We start from the raw sequence: 21,999 nt of genomic DNA on the forward strand, positions 1-21,999 counted from the left end.
GCCATGCACCGAAGCTGAGGATGTGGATTTATCCACGTGGTAGCGGAGCGTTCCGTAGGCCGATGAAGGAAGACCCGTGAGGGCTTCTGGAGGTATCGGAAGTGCGAATGTTGACATGAGTAACGATAAAGGGAGTGAGAGACTCCCTCGCCGAAAGACCAAGGGTTCCTGCTTAAAGTTAATCTGAGCAGGGTTAGCCGGCCCCTAAGACGAGGCGGAAACGCGTAGTCGATGGGAACCACGTTAATATTCGTGGGCCAGGTGGTAGTGACGGATTGCGTAAATCGTGAGGACTTATTGGATTGTCCTTGCGGTGAAGCGGTTCCAGGAAATAGCTCCACCATGAGACCGTACCCGAAACCGACACAGGTGGTCAGGTAGAGTATACCAAGGCGCTTGAGAGAACTGCGTTGAAGGAACTCGGCAAATTGCACGCGTAACTTCGGAAGAAGCGTGACCCTTTTATACGCAAGTATATGAGGGTGGCACAGACCAGGGGGTAGCGACTGTTTATCAAAAACACAGGGCTCTGCGAAGTCTTTAAGACGACGTATAGGGTCTGACGCCTGCCCGGTGCTGGAAGGTTAAAAGGAGATGTGCAAGCATTGAATTGAAGCCCCAGTAAACGGCGGCCGTAACTATAACGGTCCTAAGGTAGCGAAATTCCTTGTCGGGTAAGTTCCGACCTGCACGAATGGCGTAACGACTTCCCCGCTGTCTCCAACGCAGACTCAGTGAAATTGAATTCCCCGTGAAGATGCGGGGTTCCTGCGGTCAGACGGAAAGACCCCGTGCACCTTTACTATAGCTTTACACTGGCATTTACCAAGACATGTGTAGGATAGGTGGTAGGCTTTGAAGCAGGGACGCCAGTTCTTGTGGAGCCATCCTTGAAATACCACCCTTATCTTCGTGGATGTCTAACCGCGATCCGTTATCCGGATCCGGGACAGTGTATGGTGGGTAGTTTGACTGGGGCGGTCGCCTCCTAAAGAGTAACGGAGGCGCGCGATGGTGGGCTCAGACCGGTCGGAAATCGGTCGTCGAGTGCAATGGCATAAGCCCGCCTGACTGCGAGACTGACAAGTCGAGCAGAGACGAAAGTCGGTCATAGTGATCCGGTGGTCCCGCGTGGAAGGGCCATCGCTCAACGGATAAAAGGTACGCCGGGGATAACAGGCTGATGACCCCCAAGAGTCCATATCGACGGGGTTGTTTGGCACCTCGATGTCGGCTCATCGCATCCTGGGGCTGGAGCAGGTCCCAAGGGTTTGGCTGTTCGCCAATTAAAGCGGTACGTGAGCTGGGTTCAGAACGTCGTGAGACAGTTCGGTCCCTATCTGCCGTGGGTGTAGGAATATTGACAGGATCTGTCCCTAGTACGAGAGGACCGGGATGGACGTATCTCTGGTGGACCTGTTGTGGCGCCAGCCGCATAGCAGGGTAGCTATATACGGAATGGATAACCGCTGAAGGCATCTAAGCGGGAAACCAACCTGAAAACGAGTGTTCCCTATCAGAGCCGTTGTAGACGACAACGTTGATAGGCCGGGTGTGGAAGCGCAGTAATGTGTGAAGCTTACCGGTACTAATCGCTCGATTGGCTTGATCGTTCTCATTGTTCATGTTCATCGGCTTCGCCGATGAACACGATCTTTTGTCCTCACGCTGTCGTGGCCTTCGGCCACTACGCTGCGGACGGCGCGCTGCGCGACGCAGGCAAGCTGCTGAGGGTAATCCCTCGACAGTCTTCGCCAATGTGCGTTACTGAAGCGACAACACAACAACAGACCTCACGACCTTGTATCCTTGCTCCTGCATCGCAGGGGAAGGTCGAAGCCAAAGGCTTCGCAAGGCCGACCGGCCGCCGGCGCTCATGCGCCGCCCCGTCCGGAGCGAAGCGGCGCAAGCCGCGTCAGCGTGAGGACATCAAAAAAGTCCAGCTTCTCGAAAACATGCTGCATTTGGCCGACCTGGTGGTTATGGCGGGGTCCTTAACACCCGTTCCCATTCCGAACACGGCCGTGAAATACCCCAGCGCCAATGGTACTTTGTCTTAAGACACGGGAGAGTAGGTCGCTGCCAGGTCTGCCAAATGCAGCAAAATATCTTCTCTTAACGGCGACTGCCGATATCAAGCCGCCGTAAAGGCGGCTTTCGTCGTTCTAAAACATCAATAACCCGGGCTGGAGCAGCCCCCGTCGACCCGCAGGAAGCAAAGCTTCCGAGGACCGACAAAACAAAATTCCGGGCGAGGCCAAGGACCATCCGTCTCAACCCTCAATCCCGGAAGCTCAGAAATAACGCGGGGTGGAGCAGCCCGGTAGCTCGTCAGGCTCATAACCTGAAGGCCGCAGGTTCAAATCCTGCCCCCGCAACCAACGCCTCGCAGTCCGGTGAGAGGCGTCCAAAGCGCCCTCCCGCAACCAACACTTCGCACTCATCTGGGTTAAATTCGGACAAATCCGCATTCACTGCGGGCTTGTCGTGACCAGAGGCGATTGCGAGAATTCCCGCAAGATCACCTACCAGATCGATGACAGGACGTTCCCGCTCCGCCGATGGCGTAAGCACGATCCCCTGAACAAGCGATCTGACCAACTCCGAAGCCTCTTCACGATGCTGCGGGTTATTCAAAGATTCCAGAAGCCGTTTCACTTCTTTCTTGTAGCGCGCGGCAATTCCGGGCTCGAAGAGCGCGGGACGCTCTACCTTACCCTCAAGCAGCGTTTCCAGTTGGTTCATTCGGGACTCGATCCTGGCCGCGTCGTCCTTCAGCAGGGTGCCGGACACGCCGTCCAAGATCGATTGCACCAGTTTCTTTTTTTCCCGTTGGAGCTTTGCCAGTTCCGCCTCGTACTGATGGAGAGATGCGTTATGCTGGCGTGTCAGTTCTGCACGGTGGCGTGCATATTCCTCACAGAAGACCTTGCAAAGCTCTTCATCCATCAAGTGATCCCGCAACGAGCCAAGCACTGCTTCTTCAAGTTCGTCACGTCGGATCGTCTGCTTGTTGTCGCATGTCCCTTTATTACGAGCATTCGAGCAGCCGATGCGTCCCTTTGAAACCGTCGAGCACCCGCCGCCGCAAACGCCGCATTTGATCAGATAGGCGAAGAGGTTTCGCGGGCGGTTCGTCTGCCATAGCTGTGGCTTGTGGTTCAACGCCTCCTGACGATCTTTCGCCTTCTGCCAGAGCTCTTCGGATATGATCGCGAGTTCGGGAACGTCCTGAACAATCCAAGCATCTTCTGGGTTCATCTTTGACACGCGCTTATGCCCGTGAAGAACTGGTTGCCGAACTTGGCGCGGCGTTTCTTTGTACTGATCTGGAATTGACCCCAGAGCCAGGCACCGATCATGCAGCCTATATTCAAAGCTGGCTCAAAGTGCTGAAAGAAGACAAGCGCGCCATCTTCAGCGCCGCCGCCCATGCGCAGCGCGCCACCGATTTCCTGCATGGTCTGCAAAGCCCTGCGGACGCCAAGGAAGGAGCCGCCGCGTAAGCGTCGGTTTCCCTTGCTCTGGCGGGAAAAATCGCGCCCGCCAGAGGCGGGCGCTGGAGATAGAGGTTTGAATATCGCTGAATACACTCAATTTCATTGAGCGTATTGCGATTTTGTCAAACTTGAACATGGTTTGAGAATCGTGTAATATACTCAGTATGGCTGAGCAAAATGCATCACTGTTAAACCGACTTGAGAAAGATCTGCCCGAAGGGCTGGTCGTGGATGCTGCTTGGCTGGAAGAGCGCGGCATCGCCAGCAATCTCCGCGCCTACTACGTCAAGAACGGCTGGCTGGAACAGCCCGTGCGCAGCGTCTACAAAAGGCCGCGCGGCACACTGAGCTGGCAGCAAGTCGTCATATCGCTCCAGACCCTGCTTTTGCGAACGCCGTTCTACGTTGGCGGGCGCACGGCGTTGGAGTTACAGGGCTTTGCCCATTATCTCGCGCATGAGACCAAGACCGTTCATCTCTACGGGCCGGAAAAGCCGCCCGCATGGCTGGACAAACTGAACCTTCCCCAGCGCTTTGTCTACCACAACAGCGCGACCCTCTTCCGCAATGATCCGATCACGCAGGGGCTTGGCAGTCTTGCCTGGAATGTCGCGGAGGGAACAGGCCGCGATCTTGCCCGCTTTCAGGGCGGCAGTCTGACCTCTCTTGCCTGGGGGCAATGGGATTGGCCATTGACGCTTTCCCAGCCCGAGCGCGCCTATCTCGAAATGCTCGATGAACTGCCGCGCCATGAGAGTTTCCATCAGGCCGATATGATCATGCAGAGTGCCGCAAATTTCAGCCCGAGGCGGCTGCAAAAGCTGCTGACAGATTGCGACAGCGTGAAAGTCAAACGCCTGTTCTTCTATTTTGCGGATCGCCATACCCATGCTTGGCTCAAGCGTCTGGACAAAACCGCCATCGATCTCGGCAAAGGCAAGCGCATGCTTGTCCCCGGCGGCAAGCTCGATCCGGTCTATCTCATAACCGTGCCGGAGGACCTCAATGCCGTTTCGTGATCAGTATCAGGCTCAGGTCCGGCTTCTCATGCGCCTTATTCCCATTGTCGCGCGCGAAGCCTGTTTTGCGCTCAAGGGCGGAACGGCGATTAATCTTTTTGTGCGCAACCTGCCGCGCCTCTCCGTGGATATCGATCTGATGTATCTGCCCGTGAATGACAGGCCGGAGGCGCTGGCGGACATCGACGCCGCCATGAAGCGTATCAGGGCGGCAGCTCTGGCGGAACTGCCCGGCGCGCGCGTCACCGAAAACGTCCATGATGACGCGATCCTGCGGTTGCTTGTGATGGCCGAAGGGACACAGGTAAAGATCGAAGTCTCGCCCGTGCTGCGCGGTGTAGTGCATGAACCCTCCACAATCCCTGTCACCGAGGCCGTGGAAGAGGCTTTCGGCTTTGCGGAAACGAGTGTCGTCTCCTTCGAAGACCTCTTCGCGGGCAAGCTGGTTGCTGCGCTGGACCGTCAGCATCCGCGCGACCTTTTCGACGTGCGCGGTTTGCTCGCCCATGAGGGGCTCAGCGATGACCTCCGCGAAGCCTTCATCGTTTATCTCCTCAGCCACAACCGCCCTATGGGCGAGGTGCTGTCAGGCCGCGTCAAAGACCTCGCGAATGAATACCGCAACGGCTTCGAAGGTATGACCGAAGAGGTTGTTGCCATTGATGAGCTGATCGAAACACAGCATGAAATGATCGAGGTGCTGATCGGCGGCATGCCGGATCACCACCGTGAATTTCTCATCGGCTTCGAGCGCGGCGAACCGGACTGGTCCTTTCTCAAGATTGGCCATGTTGCAGAGCTTCCGGCGATCCGCTGGCGGCAGCGCAATCTGGACAAGCTCAAACCGGAGCAACGATCTGCGTTGGTCGAATTGCTGCAATCTTCTCTTGAACGGCGCGCACAAAAATAGCTGCTTCCCGGCGTGAGACCGGAAAGCAGCCGGAGTTTACAAGCCAGGAACGCGCGCGGCCAGTTCTGCTTCGATATTGCGTATCGAAGTCAGAGCAACATCGCGGTCTTGCGATCCGCGTGGCTCAGCGGCAAAGGCATTGAAAGCCTCTTTCAGCAGGCCATGCAATTCGGTTGTGCTGCGGCTTGCCGCTTCAAAGCGTGAAACGAGTTTCATCGTATCCTCCTTTGTTTCAAGGAGGCCCCGAACCATTCAGGGCCTTTCGGCCCTCGCACACACCATCATCGGCCCAGCAAAGGCGCTGATGGTTCGGCGGACGATTGAAATGAAAAGGTCAGGATGCGCCTGAAATCCCGGTTGATGCTTGACGGCAGTTTCTCCGTAAATCTTGGCGCGAACCTATGCAGCATGAACGGAAAAGAGGTGCAGCATTTTGCCTTGCCAGCCGTCTCTGGGATCGGTGGCCACCTCGCAATTGCTCAAGATCGAGTATTCGTGGAACTGGACATGCCGTTCTCAGGCAAAAAACTCCGGCCTTCATGATCACTGTGGAGGTGGGCTGTTTGCGCGGAAGCGCCGTTTCACGCTCCTTGTCCCGGCATGGCTTACAGCAAGAACGCCTGAACTCCTGACCGAATGCGGCTCGACCTTCAATGGGCTGCCCGCACCACCTGTCTGCGCCAGCCGTGTTGCCCATGAATTCCGATCCTATGCCTCCGGCCTTTGGGAGGGCGTTAGCAAGCCAACCCGAACAAAGGAGATCAAACATGGCACGCGAAAACACACAGACCCCCGACGCGCTGAATGCACCGGACTTTCTGGCCTGGCACGTTACCCAGAAGGGTACAAAATCATTCTGGAACAAAGTCGGGGCAGCTTGGAAGCACAAGGACGGCAAGGGCTATACGCTTCAACTCGAAACCTGCCCGATCAATGGCCGCATCGTCTTGCGTGAACCGCTGGACGAGGCTTCCACCGACACAGACCGGACATAGGGAGGGCGCAATGACACATCCGTATTCAGTCGGCCCCTACACCCCCGGCCATCCATGGTACTATCTTTTGGGCGGCGAGGTTCTCTCGCCCAAAGTGATCCGCTTCGAGGCAAAGCTCAACGGTTATCAGGGATACCGCGCCAACGAAATCCTCGCCATCGCGGCATTGGCAGAGCCGCAACGGACGCGGAGGCTTCGCCAGATACGTGAAGAAGTCCTTCTCACTTTGCGCGCCGACATCTCGCGCTACCGCGAGGTTGTTCGCGAACTTCATCGCCATCGTAAGGAAACCGAAGGGCGGTCCGTGCCGTCATGTTCTGCTCCGGTGCACACGAGCGTGAGCCTGAAGCACAATCATATTTACAATGATTTTGCCCATTTGCTTTTGCTGGACAGTATACCAGAGCAGATAGATCTTTTTCATTATGAAGACTGATTTATATATTCTATAAAATTATAATAAACAAAATAAATATTGATTATAGGTAAAATATATAGATATGTTCTGTAATTATACTTTAATTAATAGGGAGGTCACATGACGTCATATTTCAACAAGAAAGCGGCCAAATCAGCGGCTGTCGTGGGAATTACAGCTGGAATAGCAATCGGCGGATTGGTCGCCATAACCGGCGGTCCTGTCGCTACTATTGCGGTTCCATTTACAATGGCTGCTGCGCTCTTCCATTACGGCGGCTATTGTATCGGTGCGAACGACGCAGAAAAAAAGCCGCAGTCCACTGAGACGCCGACCACCGCTGCGCCCTGATCCTATGTACAAATCTCTTGCCGAGTAGTATCGTTGTTCATGTTCTATTTGGGGTTGGTGGCAGGAGGTTGGGGTATGCGTTCCGTAGCCTATGGCTTGATCGTGTTCGCTTTCGTAAATGTGTCAAGTGCTGAAGCGGGTAATCCAGAGTACCGCTGTGATCTTGGGACGGTTGATCATGATGCCAGTGCGGTCGCCTTTCCGGGCGTTGATGTTGGAGCCTATTCCAATCCGAATGACAAGGTTTGCACCTTTGCCATCGGGGGAGCCTCGCCCGACGGGCCATCAAGCGGCGTTTCTCCGATAGCTCAAATTCTGGAGCAGGCTCAGACAGGCGAGTTCCAAACCCTATTTCTGAGGCTAATGATTGCGCGACCGTAAGCCAAAGAAACCGATGGGAAATATGTTGAGGGCGCCTTCTCATTGATGAAAGAAAATGAAGGGGCGATTTCGAATTGCGTCAAAGCGATAATTCTGGTGTCAAAAAGCGGTGACCAAACAAGCCTTTTCGCTCTGAGCGACGAGTTGCCCAAACCGGAATTCAGTTCTGGAGATGGGGCGTTCACATATGTCTCAAGCGAGAATGACGTTGCTTCGCTCCAGTGTTCGGTTTTCAGCCCCGTCCACGACGAAACGCTTCGATCAGACTACCCCACGTTTCGGCTGTATGCGCGATCACAAATAGATGGCTCCTCTGATAGTCTATTTGTCCCTTCGGCGGCGGCGAAATGAGCGCTGACGACCCCGCTCCAAAGAAATCTCTCCGTGCGCGAATTTGGGAGTTTCATCGCCAAATTGTTCAAGGACTGATTGTCGCTGCACTGATCGCCTTTATAGGTGGAGGCTTCTGGTATCTCGAAAGCCGCATCATCGCCAGGCCAGTCAATGCAAAATTGGCAAATAGCACTGGACAAACAAGTATCCGTCCGATCTTTGATATTTTGATACGACCAGCCTTCGCAAAATACTGTTCCGAGCCAGCATGGATTAAGTGGTTCGGTAAACGCCTCTGGGATCAGGAGTGCCGCCGGATCGTCTTTGAGCCGCATGAATTGGCGGACTTACAAACAAGGCGCGTTGATTTTAACGAGTCAGCCGATCCGTTAACCCTCATGTTTCTCTTTGAAGAGCGTCACAAAGACTGTATCAAAATTCAAATTGTCGATGATACATACAAGATCACTGAGTCAGAAAACTCTGCCATCCTACGGATAAACAACCAGCTTGTTTGTCCTTGACCGCCGCACGCCGGAACATCGGGTCTTTCTAGAACATGAGCCGACTGGAGCGAAGCGAGGATCGACAAGATCATGCGACCCAAACAACAATTTGGAGCGGTGATCCGCTTCAACCGGATCGAAACGCGCGGTAGACATGTTTTGAAGATCAATCATTGAGAACCTTGAGCATGATGTTCAACTGGTGCTCATGTCGTTCTTGGAAGCGGTCCTTTTTAAGGGTTGAACTTTGACGAGAATGACGAGGAGCTTTTTGATGGCACCGGACTTTCTATGATCCGTTACAGCACCTGAATAATATCAGGCGTCGTTTCGCCGCTGAATTCTTCGCCAATGCTCATACGAAAATTCGTGCGCTTGTGTCCTCTCCTTTGGGCTCTTTGTAAATTTGCGTCCGATGATTGAAATGAGCTAAAATATTAAAAACAAAACAAAAACGGAAATGGATGGTTTATTCTCTGGAGTTCAACGCGGTATCTGGCAGTGAGGCGCAAAAGCGCTCTCAGCAGGATTTCGACGATCTTCAGAATGAAGTCGCTGGCCGCGATGTGGGCCGGATCGAACGCTTCCTGAATGGCGAAGGCAATCACCCGAACTCGGAAAAGCAACGTCGCAAGGCGCGTGAAGAGCAATTGAGCCGCTTCATGATGCTGATGAGCGATCCGGTTTACGCCAAGCTTTACGATGACTGGGGCAAGAAGCTGAACGAAACACGTCAGTTTCTGGATGATGCCAGAGATCAACTCGCAGCATTCCGTGCCAGAATTGAGGCCGAGCGCCTGGATATCGATTCCCGCGCCGTGCGCTTGCCGGATGGAACCCTTGCCTATCGCGGTGAAGATGATCGCGCCTATAACCGTGACGGCACACTATCGGACAATCCCGACGCGCAGGACATTATCTGGAGCGAGGACAGCGCCCGCCTCGCTGAAAGCCAGCACAATGACGAACTGGCAGGCCGCGCTGATCGCCTCGAAAAGAAATTGGATCATGCTGATATGATTCATGGCGAAATGGTCGAGCGCCGCGACAATACCAATGACCCGCAAACGCCGGACGCCATCAAGGCTGATATGCAAAGCCTTGATGGTATCATTGATGATATTTCCGGCGATTTGGCAGGAATAAAACCAGACAACTCTCCGGGCTATGCGCCGGAGGAAGCCAATGGGTTGTCCATCGCGCTCCCTCAGCTATAGCGGTCAAGCTTACCGCGAGGGAAATCTCCCGCAAACTTTCTGTATATGGGCAAGTATCACGGCATGCGGCCAAAAATCCTGATGCTCGCGGATAAGACCGAGCATCACGTCCTGTTGCTCCCGCTTTTTCTCCCCCGTTCCATACCAGTCGATCATGCAGCGCATCAGCCAGTAGCCGCTTGAGCTTGGCGTTCTCGTCTTCCAAAGCCTTGAGACGGGCGGCTTCAGAAACCTCCATGCCACCATATTTGGCCTTGAACTTATAAAAACTCGCCGGGCTGAGGCCGTGCTTGCGGCAGATCTCGGACGTCGGAAGTCCGGCTTCCTGTTCCTTGATCATCCCAATAATCTGCGCCTCGGTGAAACGGCTCTTTCGCATAAATCTGCTCCATATGAATGAGCAAACTCTACATCAAAACGCGGGACCATGCGGGGGCAGGTCAATTCCAGCGAGATCGCCCCTGACGTGCCACTGAGAATTTCCTCCAGAATGGATTAGAGTCCGGCCTATTAAGGGATGGACGAATGAAGAAGCAGAGATTTACGAAAGAGCAGATTATTGGTGTGCTGAAGGAGCAGGAGGCTGGCGCGAAGGCGGCCGATCTCTGCAGCAAGCACGGGATTTCAGAAGCGACGTTTTATAACTGGAAAGCCAAATTTGGCGGCATGGAAGTGTCCGAGGCCAGGCGGTTGAAGGCGCTTGAGGACGAGAATGCCAAGCTGAAGAAGCTGCTCGCCGAGCAGATGAGCCGTCCGGCGTCAATCGCATCTACCGACTGTATCGGGAGGAAGGTCTTTCCTTGCGTAAGCGCAAAGCCAGGAGGCGTGCTGTCGGAAAGGACCTGCTGGTTTTGCAGGCACGCTCGGTTCTCGAGATCGCCTATGATGTCGGCTTCAACTCCAAATCCGCCTTCTACACCGCGTTCCGGCGCGACACCGATAAAACGCCGGCGGCCTTCCGCAAGGCGCAACAGGCGGACTGCTGCGTAGACCCGAACGAGGCGGCCGGCTGAGACTGGCGGCCTGCCTTTTCTTCAATCGCGGGATGCGGACGCACCGCGCCGTCGCCGCACTGCCCAGAGGATCAGAAACAGGAGCAGGAGACCGTAGGCGGCGCTGTCAAAGACGGACTTGGCCGTCGTTATCCGGCTGGCGGTTTCAACCTGTTCGGGCTGAAGGGCCGAGGGGCCTGCCACAAGCATGGCCCTGACGGCGGCGTTCTCCAGATAGTCGAACACCATGCCGGCCACCGGTATTGCGGCGAAGAACAGCTTCCAGAACCGGTTGAGGGGGGCGAGGCGATAGAGCGCGAGGCCAAGCCCGAGGGCGAGCGCTGCCGGAAAGACAAGATCGAGACGCTGCTGCGGACCGAGATAAAGCGTCCGTCCCTTTTCCGAAAGCGCCGTTAGGAAGGCGTGCGCTTCGCCAAAGTCATAGCCGCCCGGACGCATGCAGAAAGGCGGAAGCCCGCCGGAGGCCTGGGCGATCGCCGGCAAGGTCCAGAGCGTCGTGACTGCATAAAGGCAGGCGGCAACCGAAAGGGCAGTCCATGTTGCAATGCCGATGGGTTTCATGGTCTCTGATCTTCAAAACGTCGGTGATATGTTTTTTGCATCAACACTGGGCGGTGGACAGAATGGCCCAGCCCTTTGCCCCCAAATGCAGGGATCTGTCGCCGGTAAGATGCGCATCGCGTCCCGCAAGCACCGTCTTCGCATCCGGCGCGGTGAAGGATGCCGGTTCGTCGAGATTGAGCGCCAGATAGAGCCGTTTGCCGTGATGGGCCAGTTCGACGAGGAGCCGGGTGTTTTCGAGCCGAAGCGGCTTCGCGCGCGCCCTGATAAGCCAGGGGTGGCGGCGTCTGAGCCCGATCAATTCCTGATGGCGGCGATAGACCGGCCAGCCATCCGGCCAGAGACCCTGCGGGCTTTCGGGAAAGGCCGGGCGGACCGCGTCGTCGCCGCCAACCCCTTCCGTCTTGATGCCATGAAAGGCCTGCTCGTCGCCGGCATAGACCGAGGGGATGCCGCCGACCGCAAACAGCACGGCAAGCGCCTGCTCCAGCGCGCCGCCATCCTCAAGACGGCTCGCCAGCCGGGTGACGTCGTGATGGGGGCGCCGGTAAACCCGAGCGGGTAAAGGTGCCAGAAAATCGCGTGTTCGATCCATGAGGGCATGGTCCGCCCCGCATTATGTACTGACTGGTACATTGTTCGTCTAATCTCCGTTCGAAGAAGCAGGCGGCAGGGCGCCGTTCAGGAACATGGCGACCGTGTCGGCCGCCGAGCGCGCATTCAGCGTGGCGAAGCTGTTGAGCGCGATGCCGATATGATTGTTGACCAGGCCGAGAAAGGAGGCCGCCAGCAGCCTGTGCCGCCCCGTCAACCCGTGACCGGAAGCCTGTTCATGGGCGCGAAAACAGGCGTCGAACGCCTCGAAATGGCGCTGGTGATGCTCTTCGGCCGCCTGCCGCGCCTCGCTTTCGACCGGCGCGAACCAGAGCGTCAGATAGAAGCGGTAGAGCTGAGGCTCCTCCCGGGCGAAAGCGAATGTCGTCTCCGCAAGCGCAACGAGCGCATGATCGAACGGGGTCAGCGCGCAGGCCCGCTCCAGCGCTTCATGCAGGGGCGCAAGCCGTTCCCTCAGCAGGGTTTCGAGAAGGCCGAGCTTCGAGCCGAAATAATGATAAAGCGTCGGCTTTCCCACGCCGGCATCATTGCAGATCTGCTGAACCCCCACGCCTTCATAGCCATAGGCGGAAAAGAGGCGAAGTGCCTGATCAAGCAGGAAGATTCTTGTGGGAGGTGCAGGTTTCATGACGTTTTATATACCGAATGGTATATAAAACGTCAACGTGAAATCTGAGTAAGTACAGTCCTTCGGCATGAAGACGCTGCGCGACCTGCCTGATATCGAGGCGCTGGAGGATGTCGGCCGACTCGGCAGCCGTGCAGGAGGAGGTGATGGCGGCCGTGGCCGATGGCGAGGAGGAGTGAGCGACTGTCTTTCTGGTCAAGCGTTTTGTTCGCGCCATGGATGATTGTCCCGGAGGATTGCGTTGAGGATGGTGATGAGTTTTCGTGCGACTGCGATGATGGCCACGAGTTTAGGTTTTCCATGAGCGACCAGACGATCCCTGAACGCCCTGAGGCTTGGATTGTGATGCGCTGCAACGAGGGCTCCCATGTAGAGCGCCGTTCTGACGCCGGCGCGTCCTCCGCCGATGAAGCTCCTTCCGCGCCATTGGCCGGACTGACGCGTCCATGGAGCCAGACCGACGAGAGCGGCGATCTGACGTCGGTCGAGCGTACCGAGTTCCGGCAGTTCGGCGATCAGGGTGCGGGCGATCTGGTCACCGATACCGGGGACAGACTTCATGAGCTCGACCTTGGCCCGCCAATGGGGCGATCGGCGAATGCTGTCGTCAATGTCCTGATCGATGTCGGTGAGTTCCTTCTGCAGCGCCTTGAGGAGCCGGTTGATGCTCTTGGCCGTGCGCTGAGACGATCGCTTCAGGCGTTGGTTTTCCGCGCCGATCATGGCGATGATCTGCCGCCGGCGAGCGACGAGATCACCCAGGGCCTGGGTTTCGGCGTCCGGCAGCGGCCGCAGGGCGGGCCTTGTGGCCTCGGCGAAACGGGCGATCACGGCTGCATCGATCGGATCGGTCTTGGCCCTCTTGCCGAGCGCCTGGGCAAAGGCCCGCACCTGCGCCGGATTGACGATGACAACCGGCAGTCCGGCCGAAGCCAGCGCCGCCGCGACCACGGTTTCGAAGCCGCCGGTGGCCTCAATGGCGATCCGTGCGGCCCCGAGCGGCTTCAGCCGCGCGATCAGGTCCTCCAGCCCGTCATGATCGCGCGGGACATGAAAAGGGGCCATCGAAGACGTGTTGGCGGCGACATCCAGACGATCCCTGGAGACGTCGATACCGATGTTAAGAGCGTCCATCCGATCCCATCCTTGCTTAAGCGGGCTTCGCTTCGAGCGGCCCAAGCGACTGTTCGGGTTCGATGGAACGGCGGACGAGGACCCTTGCTCACTCACGGGCTTGGTGTCCCTCAGGGTGACCGGTCTCCCGTCCGCCACCGCAACCTGCTCTATACCACAAGCAGCGGATTCGAAGTTACAAGGTGTTGCCGTAGGGCTCGCGCGACTCCTTGAACCTTCATGACAACTGCCACCCCGAACCTGTCTTCAGTTGAAGGCGGCCCGGAACTGGGTCGCCATCAGTGAAACATAGGCTTCGAGCGGCGGCCGGAGCTCGAACGCGCGCGTCCCGGGAAAAGTTGAACAGACGCACCAGGCTCCATTCATGACGACGGGCCTCTGCCAACTCCAGCTCGTTATTTGAGATGTAGAAGGGCGTGCACTCCCATCCAATCGACGGTGCCTTGTCGGATATCCGCGCTTTCTTTACCGCATTGAACGCTGCGGGGCCGGCGTTCCTGAGGACGATAGTTGCCTCTCTCAAGCCAGTTGTCGGGGTGAGTTCGAAGCGAGAGCGCGTCAGCCCATATGAGCGGACAATGTTCTGAGCTTCTTTCGCGCCGTTCCGTTGTTGCCGAGTTGATAGATCGCGAAGCCGGCGGGACGAAAATCGAACGCGTCGAATGGTTGCCGTTCGATTTTCTCGAGGAAGTCCAGAGGCGCCAGGCCTGCGGTCATGTGGGCAATGAAATTCGCGCCGCTGTGAACCGGCACGTAGTTGGCGACATAGTCGAGCGTGTCGGCGTTTATATGCGGTTCATCCTCGGTTGTCACAAATGCGCGTCGTCGCCCCGGTCCGCCGTGAAAGGCGCGACCGCATCGATCAAAGCGGATTGCAGGATCAGTACCTCGGGGCCAGGCTGAACCACGATAGCCGCAAGGCCATGGCCGGGTATGGTGGAAATCGGCATGTGGCCAAGACCGGTCGCCTTGAACGACAGGCTCTCGCGCTTGACGGCTTGCACAACCTCCTCGACTGTGGCGAACAGTTCGGCAAGCCGCTCCGACCATACATAGCGTTGCAGCAATGTGATGTGCGGCATGTGCAGGGCATCAAGCGCAAATCCCTCCGGGTATGCCTCGCGCAGCCGGCTGTTCTCGGCGCCGACCCGCTCAATCGCATTGCTGTCCGGTTCGACCAGGATGTCGATGGCTGTGAGGTCATTCATGTCGTACGCTCTTCGGTGAGCGCCACCCGCAATTCGCGGAGTGTCCCGCTCTCGATTTTCAGCCCGTCCTCAAAATATGCGTCCAGTGAGCCGAAGGTTCTCCGCATCTCCTCGAACGCCGCTTCCAGATAGGCGGGCTGAACCCCGAGCACCGGTTTCAGCAGATCCGGGTCGCCTCCGGCCGCCGCGAACCGGTCGAACACCGGCTGAAGGGCAGGCAATAGCTGCAGGTTGGTGAGCATGTAGTCCTGAAAGACATCGTCCTGCGAGACGCCCAGCAATGATAATGTCGCGGCAGCCGCCCATCCGGTGCGATCCTTTCCCGTTGCGCAATGGAAAAGCAGAGGTCGGCGGGTTTCGTCCGCCAGGACCAGAAAATAGCGTCGAAAGGCGTCGAGGGCGCTCGGAAGGGAGACGATGTCGCGATATCCTTGCGCGAAGAGGCTTTCGGCCTTTCCGTCTCCAAGAAGTTCACCCGCATTTCGGGGATCGGCCATGATCATGGGAAGCATGGCGGGCGCCGCGTTCCGGGCATCGGCCAGGACGTCGCAATAAAGCTGTGTCGCTCCGTCCGGCAGTCGGTCGGGCTGCGGTTCCCGCTCCGCGACCGTCCTCAAGTCCACAATGGTTCGCAGCCCGAGCCTCGCCAGGGCCTCCAGCCCGGCGTCGGCGACGGCATGAAGGTCGGTTGAGTGAAAGATCAGGCCGGAACGCACCCGACGCCCGTCCCCGGCAGGCCATCCTCCGAGATCCCGAAGATTGTGGACGGCAAGGATATCTATCTGCGTGCCGGGCGGTTGCGTTGCGTGCATTCGGTTCTCCTGTTCCTGTTGCCCGGTCGCGCAAGCTGCGCGGGCCCGTTCGCTTGGCCCCAATGAACCCTTGAAGCCGAACTTCGCCGAAGCGGCAGGACAACAGATTTCGCGGGCCGTCGCCATTCATTTCACGCCACGGATCCGCTGCTTCCGCCTGATCCGGATTTCGCGATGACGGAAAAGGCGCTGAACGCATCGCGAACTTCGGGCCCGCGAACAGCGTTTTCTCCGGGCGGGAGAGACGAAAACTGTTCTGCGGCGCCATGTGGCCAGTCTCTCGTCCGAAATTCCCGCGGTCCGTAGCCGGTTACCTTTCTGAACGCGCGCGCGAAATTGGCGGGGGAGGAATATCCCATCTCAGCCGAAACCGCGGTGATGGTTCCCTCGGTGTGTCGAAGCAGCTCGATCGCCCTCTGGGTCCTGATCGCATTCACCATGCCGCGAAAATCGGCGCTGGTCCGGTTCAGCTCGCGCTGCAGTGTCCGCACGCTGGTGTCCATCGCGCGCGCCGTGCTGTCCAGAGAGACGCGGCCGGTGCGGACTTGCGTGCGGATCTGCTCGATGACCACGTCCAGCAGATCGCGCGGAGCGCCGCCCCGCCTTGCTCGCATGACATCCTCGATGGTGACGATCGATCTTGCGTCACGGCGTGCCGTCGCCGCGAGATGATGGCGTTCGATCACAACCGTCACTGCTCGCGCTCCAAAGATGACGGGGCACTGGAACACCGTTTCGAACGCTGCTGTCTGGCGGGGCTTCGCGATGTCGAGTTCCACCCGTAGCGGTTTCCAGTCGGCGGGCAGATAGGCTCTCATCACGCTGAGAAGCACGCCGGCCGCCGCAACCGCGATCGCGTCGTACCCCTCACAGCCGGCAAGGGCAAAAGCATAGCTGTATCGCACTTCGTTGCCGACAATGGCGACCGACATTCCATCGCCCGTGCTGTGATAGGGCAGGGCGGTGATCGCCCGCTCAATGGCAAGGCCCAGCGTTTCCGCGCCAAGCAGGTAGCGACCATAGCTGCCGTAATTGGCGGCATTCATCGCGGGCACCATCAGGATGCCGATATTGGGTTCGCCCGCCGCTCTTGCCGCGACGTTCAGAAACGAGACCACCGCCGCATGCGGAATGAAACAGTTCTGATCTTCAAGAAGCTCGAGATCGAAGCCCGCGGCGCGATTGGCCTGCCGCAGCGCCCGCTCCCCCAGTTCCTGACGGACAAAGTAGGGTACGCCATGCAGTATGCGGCTGGAAATAACGGGTATTTCAGTCATATCTGCAAATCCTACGTCGGAGGCGAGTTTGGCGCAAAATGAGTGGTTACGAATTTCTTTCGTTGCTACGTCTTGTCGTGTGGATGTTCCTGAGAAGCGAAGTCTCCTTCAGGGCATGCGCACAGATACGACCTTAGCCGCGTAAGCCACAGGCCATCGACACGTGAATATCAGGCGAGCCGATCAGTCGTCGCCCGTCATGTTTCTAATGGTCGTGCCTTTCACGCAAATGACAGATCTGGATACAGTTGAGATTCTTCTCCCTCAAGTAAAGGGAGAATATTTCGTCTTGCCTGTATCCCCAAGCATTTTCGGGCGGCGCTGTCCGTCTTGATTGGCCGGCAGCCATGCGCCGTGGCGAGCCTTGTGGAGCGCGTTCATAAAAGTGGATGCCGGGTCTCGGTCCGGACGCGCATGAAAACAAAGAGAAAGAGCATCGCCGGTGGTCCGGTTCTTCACCGCAAGTGCTCCATGGAAGGATTGAGCTATGATGATGCGAACTGGCAGGCTTGTCGGCAAGGTGATGCTGGGTCTGGCGGGATCTCTCGTCGCATTTTCGGTGCAGACGGCCAATGCAGAAGACTGGCCAAGCATTGTCGAGGCGAAGCAGATCGCCGAGGAAGGCTACGTCTACGGGCTGCCGATCGTGATGAATTACGCGATCATGTACGACTATGCGGTCGATCGCGACTCAGATCAGTTCAAGGCCCCCTTCAACGAGATCAAGAACGAGGCGCGGGTCTACACTTACAAGGACACGACGATCATCAGTCCGAACAGCGATACGCCCTACTCGGTTGCGTCTCTCGATCTGCGGGCGGAACCGGTCGTTCTGTCGGTCCCGGCGGTCGACAAGCGCTACTACTCGGTGCAGCTCGTCGACGGCAATACCTATAATTTCGGCTACATCGGCAGCCGCGCGACAGGCAGCGACGCCGGCGACTACATGATCGCCGGTCCGGACTGGAGCGGGGAGACGCCGGAGGGCATCAAGAAGGTGTTCCGCGCCTCCACGCAGTTTTCGCTGGCGATCTATCGCACGCAGCTCTTCGGCCCCGATGACATGCCCAATGTCGAAAAGGTCCAGGCCGGCTACAAGGTGCAGACGCTTTCCGCCTACGCTGGCGAACCCGCCCCGGCGGCCGCCCCGGCCGTCGATTTCCCGAAGGTCGACAAGGAACTCGTCAAGACCAATTTCTTCGAATATCTGGACTTCGCACTTCAGTTCGCCCCTGCGTCTTCCGCCGAAACGGAGATCCGCGCCAAGCTCGCCAAGATCGGCGTCGGCCCGGGCAAGTCGTTCCAGTTCAAGGACATGCCGCTTGAGCACCGGCTCGAAGTCGCCCTCGGCATGCGTGACGGGGACGAAAAGGTGAAGGCGTACCTCGCCGACAAGCTGTACAAGGCGAATGGGTGGTCGATAAGCGATCTTTGGGGCGATGCCGCGTTCATCGACGGCGACTGGATCAAACGGGCGGCGGGTGCATCCGCCGGCATCTATGGCAATGATGCCGCCGAGGCGGTCTACATCCTGGGCAGGAACCTCGCCAATGGCGACCTGCTCGATGGCAGCAAGCAAAGCTATACGCTGACGTTTCCGGCAGGAGAACTGCCGCCGGTCGAAGCGTTCTGGTCGATCACCATGTACGACGGCAAGACGCAGTTGCTGATCGAGAATCCGATCAACCGTTACCTGATCAATTCGCCGATGCTGCCGGAACTGAAGAAGAATACGGATGGTTCGCTGACGCTCTACATTCAGAAGGACACTCCTGGCGCGGACAAGGAATCGAACTGGCTTCCGGCGCCGGACGGGCCGATCTATCTGGCGATGCGCATGTATTGGCCGAAGACCGGAAAACCCTCCGTCCTGCCGGTCGGGCAGGGCACCTGGCAGCCGCCGGCCCTCGAAACGGCGAAATAGGCAGACGACCTCGCGCCGCTCATGGGGCGGCGCGACAGCCGGCGAGGACCGGGCCCGACGCTTCCGTTCGGTCTTCGACGCGCAATGCCATCAAACCTTTCGGGACTGATGTTTCCGGATGGCGCAAGCGGTTTCAGGCGGAATGATGCCCACGTGGAGGAAAGAGAACAATGGTGCCCATGAAAAACCTGGTCTGCGTCACTTTTGCGGTGATGCTTGCGGGCGCAGTCCGCGCCGAGGCGCCGCCCGTCATGAAGATGACGACGACCATCCCTGAAGCCATTGTCACGCCGGAAAGCGTGGAGACCCGTCTTGGAACGCTGAACTTCTTCGACGGCTATCCGGACGATGCCACCGCGAACCTGGTCTACGACAACCTTGATTTCATGCGCGGCGTCGAGGCATTCCTGAACGCCATGCCCGGGGCTTCGGCGGAAGCGATGCGGGTCGGGTTCGCAAGCCAGGGCGCGGACAACAACCAGTCCGTTCTGGTTTTCGAGGATCTGATGGACTCGCATTCGCTGTTCCTGACCGGGAACACGGAAAGCGTCTACAATCTGGCCTGGCTCGACACCAAGGCGGGGCCGCTGGTGATCGAAACGCCGCCGAACATCCTCGGCTTCATCGACAGCCACTGGTTCGAATATGTCGGCGATATCGGCAATGCCGGTCCTGACAAGGGCAAGGGCGGCAAGTATCTGCTGTTGCCCCCGGGCTATGACGGCGAGGTGCCGGATGGCTATTTCGTGCTGCGCTCGCCCACCTACGGAAACCTTCTGTTCTTCAGGGGGTTCATGGAGGATGGAAGCACCAAGACGGCGGTCGACAACACCAGGAAGTTCACCAGGATTTACCCGCTGTCGGAAGCCGACAACCCGCCGCCGATGACCTTCATCAACGCGTCCGGAAAGGTGTTCAACACCATCCATGCCAATGATTTCCATTTCTACGAGGAAGTGAACGATATCGTTCAGCATGAACCGAACGATGCCTACCATCCCGAGGTGCTCGGTCAGCTCGCCGCGATCGGGATCGTCAAGGGCAAGCCTTTCGCGCCCGACGAGCGGATGAAGAAGATCCTCACCGATGCCGTGGCCGTTGGCAACGCCACGGCCCGCACGATAACCTTCAGGACACGCATCGAGGAGGCCTATTACTATCCCGACAGCGCCTGGTTTACCGGGTTCGTCGGCGGTAGCTATGAATTCCTTCTTGAGCCCGGTGTTCGCTTCCTCGACGCCCGGACGCTGTTTCACTATTACGCGACCGGGATAACGCCGGCTATGGCGATCAAGCGAGTCGGCGTCGGTTCACAATATGCGGCCGCGACCATGGATGGCGACAAGAAACCTTTCGACGGCGGTTCGACCTACAGGCTTCATCTGCCCCCGAACATCCCGGCCAAGGATTTCTGGTCGCTCGTTGTCTATGACAACCAGACCCGCTCGATGCTGCAGACCGACCACCCGTTTCCGAGCATCGGCAGTGACAAGAAGGATATCGTCGTCAACGCCGACTCGTCCGTCGATATCTGGTTCGGCCCGACGGCGCCGGAAGGCCACGAGACCAACTGGGTTCAGACGGTGCCAGGAAAGGGGTGGAATGTCGTGTTGCGGCTCTATGGTCCATTGGAATCATGGTTTGACAAGTCGTGGAAACCGGGTGAAATCGAACGGGTCGATTGAATGGATAGCGCTTCCGACGTAGGGATTGAGCGCCGGACGCCGGTATTTCCAAGCCGTCGACCCGATGGCCCGGCATCGTTTGTCTGAAAGCAGACCGATTGGGTTGGCGGCGTGAATTGGTTTTGAGTGGCCCTGGTGAACGAACAACCCATCGTCAGCGATCTCGTCGCGATCGTGCAAACATCCCTCGCGCCCGTCTTCCTGCTGGCGGGCACCGCGGGCTTTGTGAGTATCTATACGATACGTCTGGGGAGAGTTTCGGACCGTTTGAACGAGATCGCGGACAGCGGACGGGCGCTGCGCGAACAGGACCCGGACCTGCGGCTAAGGGCGCTGACGCTTGTGGTCGCCATGATCCTCGGCGCGGTTGCGGCGATCTGCACGGGCAGCGCGATCCTGAACCTGCTGGCGGGCGCGCTCGAGATCGGGTTGCGCGAGGAAAACCTGTTGTGGCTCTTCGGCGGCGCGATCGTATCGCTGATTGCGTCGCTCGTCGCATTTCTGTTCGAGCTGCTGGTCTGCGCCCGAACGATGTTGCGGCAGTTGAGAATGGATCGAATGCACAGATGACATGAATGATCGGACAAGTCCGGCAGGACAAAGCCGGTGGTGGCGGTTGAACAACTGAACCGCATGCGACAACAGTATGGGAGACAACATGAAAATCCGCCTGGTTTCGTCTCTTGCCGCGATCGGCGTCTGCCTGGCATTTCAGCAGGGTCGGGCAGCAGACATCTACCTGCCGATGACGCCAAACGTCCAGGAGGCCTCCACGCCCGAGGGCTGGACGTTTACGTTCGCGCCTTATTTCTGGGCTGCCGGAATTTCGGGCGACATTGCCCAGTTCGGGCTTCCGCAAGTGACCGTCGACGCAAGTTTCGACAATATCTTCGACCATCTCGACATCGGCCTGATGGCGATCGGCGAAGCGCGCTACGGGCCATACAGCGTGATCGGCGATGCCATCTATATCAAGCTGTCCGGTCAGACCGGTTCGCCGGTTGGAAACACCGCCGCCTCCGTCAAGCTGGAAACCAGCACTTTCGCAGGCCTGCTCGGCGCCGGCTATACCTTCGCGGAGGATGAGAAATACCGGCTTGAAGTCGTCGGCGGTCTGCGGGTCTGGTCCGTCGACAGCACGCTTTCCATCACCGGCGGCGTTTTCGACGGCCGGTCTAGAAGCGACAGCGCCACATGGGTGGATGCCATGGCGGGCCTTCGCGGCAGCTATTTCCTCACGCCGAAAGTCTATTTGACCGGGTGGGGCTTTATCGGCGCCGGCGGCGCCGATCTCGACTGGGATGTGGCTGCGACGATCGGCTACCGGTTCAACGACACGGTTTCAGCAGTTGCCGGATACCGCGCCCTCGGGGTCGACTACAACAGCGATGGCTTCGTCTTCAACGTCGTGGAGCAAGGACCGATCATCGGGCTTTCGCTGCGGTTTTGAGTATCTCCTGCATATGATCCCGATGCCCGGGAAATCACATGCTTTCTTGACAAAACGCATTT

25 protein-coding genes, 1 tRNA gene, 2 rRNA genes and 3 pseudogenes (1 of these 31 running past the window's edge) are annotated in these 21,999 nt (G+C 57.9%); 19 read left to right on the forward strand and 12 right to left on the reverse strand.

Translation table 11 applies throughout. The features are described from left to right. The 3 genes from Mame_RS07570 to Mame_RS07580 form a co-directional block, all read left to right on the forward strand. A 23S ribosomal RNA gene (locus tag Mame_RS07570) occupies positions 1 to 1,613 on the forward strand (it extends 1,186 nt beyond the left edge of the window). Between the two features lie 359 nt (positions 1,614 to 1,972). Further along, positions 1,973 to 2,088: ribosomal RNA gene (gene rrf / locus Mame_RS07575) — 5S ribosomal RNA — on the forward strand. Between the two features lie 216 nt (positions 2,089 to 2,304). Then, positions 2,305 to 2,381 (forward strand) — tRNA-Met (locus tag Mame_RS07580). On the opposite strand, the gene Mame_RS27675 is transcribed toward Mame_RS07580, so the two are convergent. Then, on the reverse strand, positions 2,338 to 3,261 hold the full coding sequence (locus Mame_RS27675; protein ID WP_079920991.1) for a recombinase zinc beta ribbon domain-containing protein: 924 nt from the start codon (positions 3,259 to 3,261) through the stop codon (positions 2,338 to 2,340). The two genes, Mame_RS07580 and Mame_RS27675, sit on opposite strands and share 44 nt — an antisense overlap. On the opposite strand from Mame_RS27675, the pseudogene Mame_RS07590 reads away from it, so the two are divergent. From Mame_RS07590 to Mame_RS07600, 3 genes and pseudogenes are all read left to right on the forward strand, one after another. Next, positions 3,246 to 3,506, forward strand: a pseudogene (locus Mame_RS07590) (zincin-like metallopeptidase domain-containing protein); the annotation flags it as partial. The gene Mame_RS27675 and the pseudogene Mame_RS07590 sit on opposite strands and share 16 nt — an antisense overlap. A gap of 158 nt (positions 3,507 to 3,664) precedes the next feature. Further along, a complete protein-coding gene (locus Mame_RS07595; protein WP_018067836.1) occupies positions 3,665 to 4,519 on the forward strand; it encodes a type IV toxin-antitoxin system AbiEi family antitoxin domain-containing protein in 855 nt (284 codons plus the stop codon). After that, positions 4,506 to 5,429, forward strand: coding sequence for a nucleotidyl transferase AbiEii/AbiGii toxin family protein (locus Mame_RS07600; RefSeq protein WP_018067837.1), 924 nt, complete (start codon positions 4,506 to 4,508; stop codon positions 5,427 to 5,429). Before Mame_RS07595 ends, Mame_RS07600 begins: the two co-directional genes overlap by 14 nt. A gap of 36 nt (positions 5,430 to 5,465) precedes the next feature. Here the strand turns inward: Mame_RS07600 and Mame_RS07605 are convergent, their stop codons facing one another. Next, complete coding sequence (locus Mame_RS07605; RefSeq protein WP_026174000.1) at positions 5,466 to 5,645, reverse strand: hypothetical protein; 180 nt, start codon at positions 5,643 to 5,645, stop codon at positions 5,466 to 5,468. Positions 5,646 to 5,768: 123 nt separating this feature from the next. Here Mame_RS07605 and Mame_RS07610 point away from each other — a divergent pair, with 123 nt between their 5' ends. The 7 genes from Mame_RS07610 (at position 5,769) to Mame_RS26615 (ending at position 9,630) form a co-directional block, all read left to right on the forward strand. After that, positions 5,769 to 5,972: a hypothetical protein gene (locus tag Mame_RS07610; protein WP_018067839.1), complete on the forward strand. Its 204-nt coding sequence runs from the start codon at positions 5,769 to 5,771 to the stop codon at positions 5,970 to 5,972. Between the two features lie 224 nt (positions 5,973 to 6,196). Continuing rightward, on the forward strand, positions 6,197 to 6,424 hold the full coding sequence (locus Mame_RS07615; RefSeq protein WP_018067840.1) for a hypothetical protein: 228 nt from the start codon (positions 6,197 to 6,199) through the stop codon (positions 6,422 to 6,424). Between the two features lie 10 nt (positions 6,425 to 6,434). Next, a complete protein-coding gene (locus Mame_RS26600; protein ID WP_155122049.1) occupies positions 6,435 to 6,860 on the forward strand; it encodes a hypothetical protein in 426 nt (141 codons plus the stop codon). Positions 6,861 to 6,962: 102 nt separating this feature from the next. Then, complete coding sequence (locus Mame_RS26605) at positions 6,963 to 7,193, forward strand: hypothetical protein (protein WP_155122050.1); 231 nt, start codon at positions 6,963 to 6,965, stop codon at positions 7,191 to 7,193. Positions 7,194 to 7,268: 75 nt separating this feature from the next. After that, a complete protein-coding gene (locus Mame_RS26610) occupies positions 7,269 to 7,574 on the forward strand; it encodes a hypothetical protein (RefSeq protein WP_155122051.1) in 306 nt (101 codons plus the stop codon). 347 nt (positions 7,575 to 7,921) lie between these two features. Then, the gene (locus Mame_RS07625; protein ID WP_018067842.1) at positions 7,922 to 8,431 is read left to right on the forward strand and encodes a hypothetical protein; all 510 of its coding nucleotides are present in this window, start codon (positions 7,922 to 7,924) and stop codon (positions 8,429 to 8,431) included. A 446-nt stretch (positions 8,432 to 8,877) separates the two neighbouring features. Continuing rightward, positions 8,878 to 9,630, forward strand: coding sequence for a hypothetical protein (locus Mame_RS26615; protein ID WP_018067843.1), 753 nt, complete (start codon positions 8,878 to 8,880; stop codon positions 9,628 to 9,630). A gap of 150 nt (positions 9,631 to 9,780) precedes the next feature. Here Mame_RS26615 and Mame_RS07640 read toward each other — a convergent pair. Then, a pseudogene (locus tag Mame_RS07640) lies at positions 9,781 to 10,009 on the reverse strand (transposase); the annotation flags it as partial. Positions 10,010 to 10,155: 146 nt separating this feature from the next. On the opposite strand from Mame_RS07640, the pseudogene Mame_RS07645 reads away from it, so the two are divergent. Then, a pseudogene (locus tag Mame_RS07645) lies at positions 10,156 to 10,425 on the forward strand (transposase); the annotation flags it as partial. Between the two features lie 5 nt (positions 10,426 to 10,430). Further along, entirely contained in the window at positions 10,431 to 10,643 is a 213-nt protein-coding gene (locus Mame_RS27120; RefSeq protein WP_210162313.1) for a helix-turn-helix domain-containing protein, read from the forward strand. A 21-nt stretch (positions 10,644 to 10,664) separates the two neighbouring features. Here the strand turns inward: Mame_RS27120 and Mame_RS07655 are convergent, their stop codons facing one another. From Mame_RS07655 to Mame_RS26620, 9 genes are all read right to left on the reverse strand, one after another. Further along, positions 10,665 to 11,204: a hypothetical protein gene (locus tag Mame_RS07655; RefSeq protein ID WP_018067879.1), complete on the reverse strand. Its 540-nt coding sequence runs from the start codon at positions 11,202 to 11,204 to the stop codon at positions 10,665 to 10,667. A gap of 40 nt (positions 11,205 to 11,244) precedes the next feature. Next, positions 11,245 to 11,799: an alpha-amylase family protein gene (locus Mame_RS07660; protein ID WP_018067878.1), complete on the reverse strand. Its 555-nt coding sequence runs from the start codon at positions 11,797 to 11,799 to the stop codon at positions 11,245 to 11,247. Between the two features lie 48 nt (positions 11,800 to 11,847). After that, on the reverse strand, positions 11,848 to 12,447 hold the full coding sequence (locus tag Mame_RS07665) for a TetR/AcrR family transcriptional regulator (RefSeq protein ID WP_018067877.1): 600 nt from the start codon (positions 12,445 to 12,447) through the stop codon (positions 11,848 to 11,850). A 195-nt stretch (positions 12,448 to 12,642) separates the two neighbouring features. Further along, positions 12,643 to 13,581 carry an IS110 family RNA-guided transposase gene (locus tag Mame_RS07670; RefSeq protein WP_079920685.1) on the reverse strand — a complete coding sequence of 313 codons (939 nt, stop codon included), beginning with the start codon at positions 13,579 to 13,581 and terminating at the stop codon, positions 12,643 to 12,645. 558 nt (positions 13,582 to 14,139) lie between these two features. Further along, positions 14,140 to 14,394 carry a hypothetical protein gene (locus tag Mame_RS07675; RefSeq protein ID WP_018067336.1) on the reverse strand — a complete coding sequence of 85 codons (255 nt, stop codon included), beginning with the start codon at positions 14,392 to 14,394 and terminating at the stop codon, positions 14,140 to 14,142. Then, positions 14,391 to 14,789 carry a 2'-5' RNA ligase family protein gene (locus Mame_RS07680; protein WP_018067337.1) on the reverse strand — a complete coding sequence of 133 codons (399 nt, stop codon included), beginning with the start codon at positions 14,787 to 14,789 and terminating at the stop codon, positions 14,391 to 14,393. Before Mame_RS07680 ends, Mame_RS07675 begins: the two co-directional genes overlap by 4 nt. After that, on the reverse strand, positions 14,786 to 15,727 hold the full coding sequence (locus tag Mame_RS07685) for a tyrosine-protein phosphatase (protein ID WP_210162298.1): 942 nt from the start codon (positions 15,725 to 15,727) through the stop codon (positions 14,786 to 14,788). Before Mame_RS07685 ends, Mame_RS07680 begins: the two co-directional genes overlap by 4 nt. A gap of 5 nt (positions 15,728 to 15,732) precedes the next feature. Beyond that, entirely contained in the window at positions 15,733 to 16,878 is a 1,146-nt protein-coding gene (locus Mame_RS07690; RefSeq protein ID WP_018067339.1) for an AraC family transcriptional regulator, read from the reverse strand. A gap of 264 nt (positions 16,879 to 17,142) precedes the next feature. Further along, positions 17,143 to 17,337, reverse strand: a complete 195-nt coding sequence (locus tag Mame_RS26620; protein ID WP_155122052.1) for a hypothetical protein — start codon at positions 17,335 to 17,337, stop codon at positions 17,143 to 17,145. 28 nt (positions 17,338 to 17,365) lie between these two features. Between Mame_RS26620 and Mame_RS07695 the strand changes: the two genes are divergently transcribed. The 4 genes from Mame_RS07695 (at position 17,366) to Mame_RS07710 (ending at position 21,937) form a co-directional block, all read left to right on the forward strand. Beyond that, positions 17,366 to 18,802 carry a DUF1254 domain-containing protein gene (locus Mame_RS07695; RefSeq protein WP_018067340.1) on the forward strand — a complete coding sequence of 479 codons (1,437 nt, stop codon included), beginning with the start codon at positions 17,366 to 17,368 and terminating at the stop codon, positions 18,800 to 18,802. Between the two features lie 170 nt (positions 18,803 to 18,972). Then, positions 18,973 to 20,487: a DUF1254 domain-containing protein gene (locus Mame_RS07700; protein WP_018067341.1), complete on the forward strand. Its 1,515-nt coding sequence runs from the start codon at positions 18,973 to 18,975 to the stop codon at positions 20,485 to 20,487. A gap of 135 nt (positions 20,488 to 20,622) precedes the next feature. Then, on the forward strand, positions 20,623 to 21,057 hold the full coding sequence (locus Mame_RS07705) for a DUF2721 domain-containing protein (RefSeq protein WP_026173919.1): 435 nt from the start codon (positions 20,623 to 20,625) through the stop codon (positions 21,055 to 21,057). Between the two features lie 88 nt (positions 21,058 to 21,145). Beyond that, positions 21,146 to 21,937, forward strand: a complete 792-nt coding sequence (locus tag Mame_RS07710; protein ID WP_018067343.1) for a hypothetical protein — start codon at positions 21,146 to 21,148, stop codon at positions 21,935 to 21,937. The last annotated feature ends 62 nt before the right edge of the window (positions 21,938 to 21,999 follow it).

The sequence above is a fragment of the Martelella mediterranea DSM 17316 genome, assembly GCF_002043005.1.
Taxonomy (GTDB): Bacteria; Pseudomonadota; Alphaproteobacteria; order Rhizobiales; family Rhizobiaceae; genus Martelella; species Martelella mediterranea.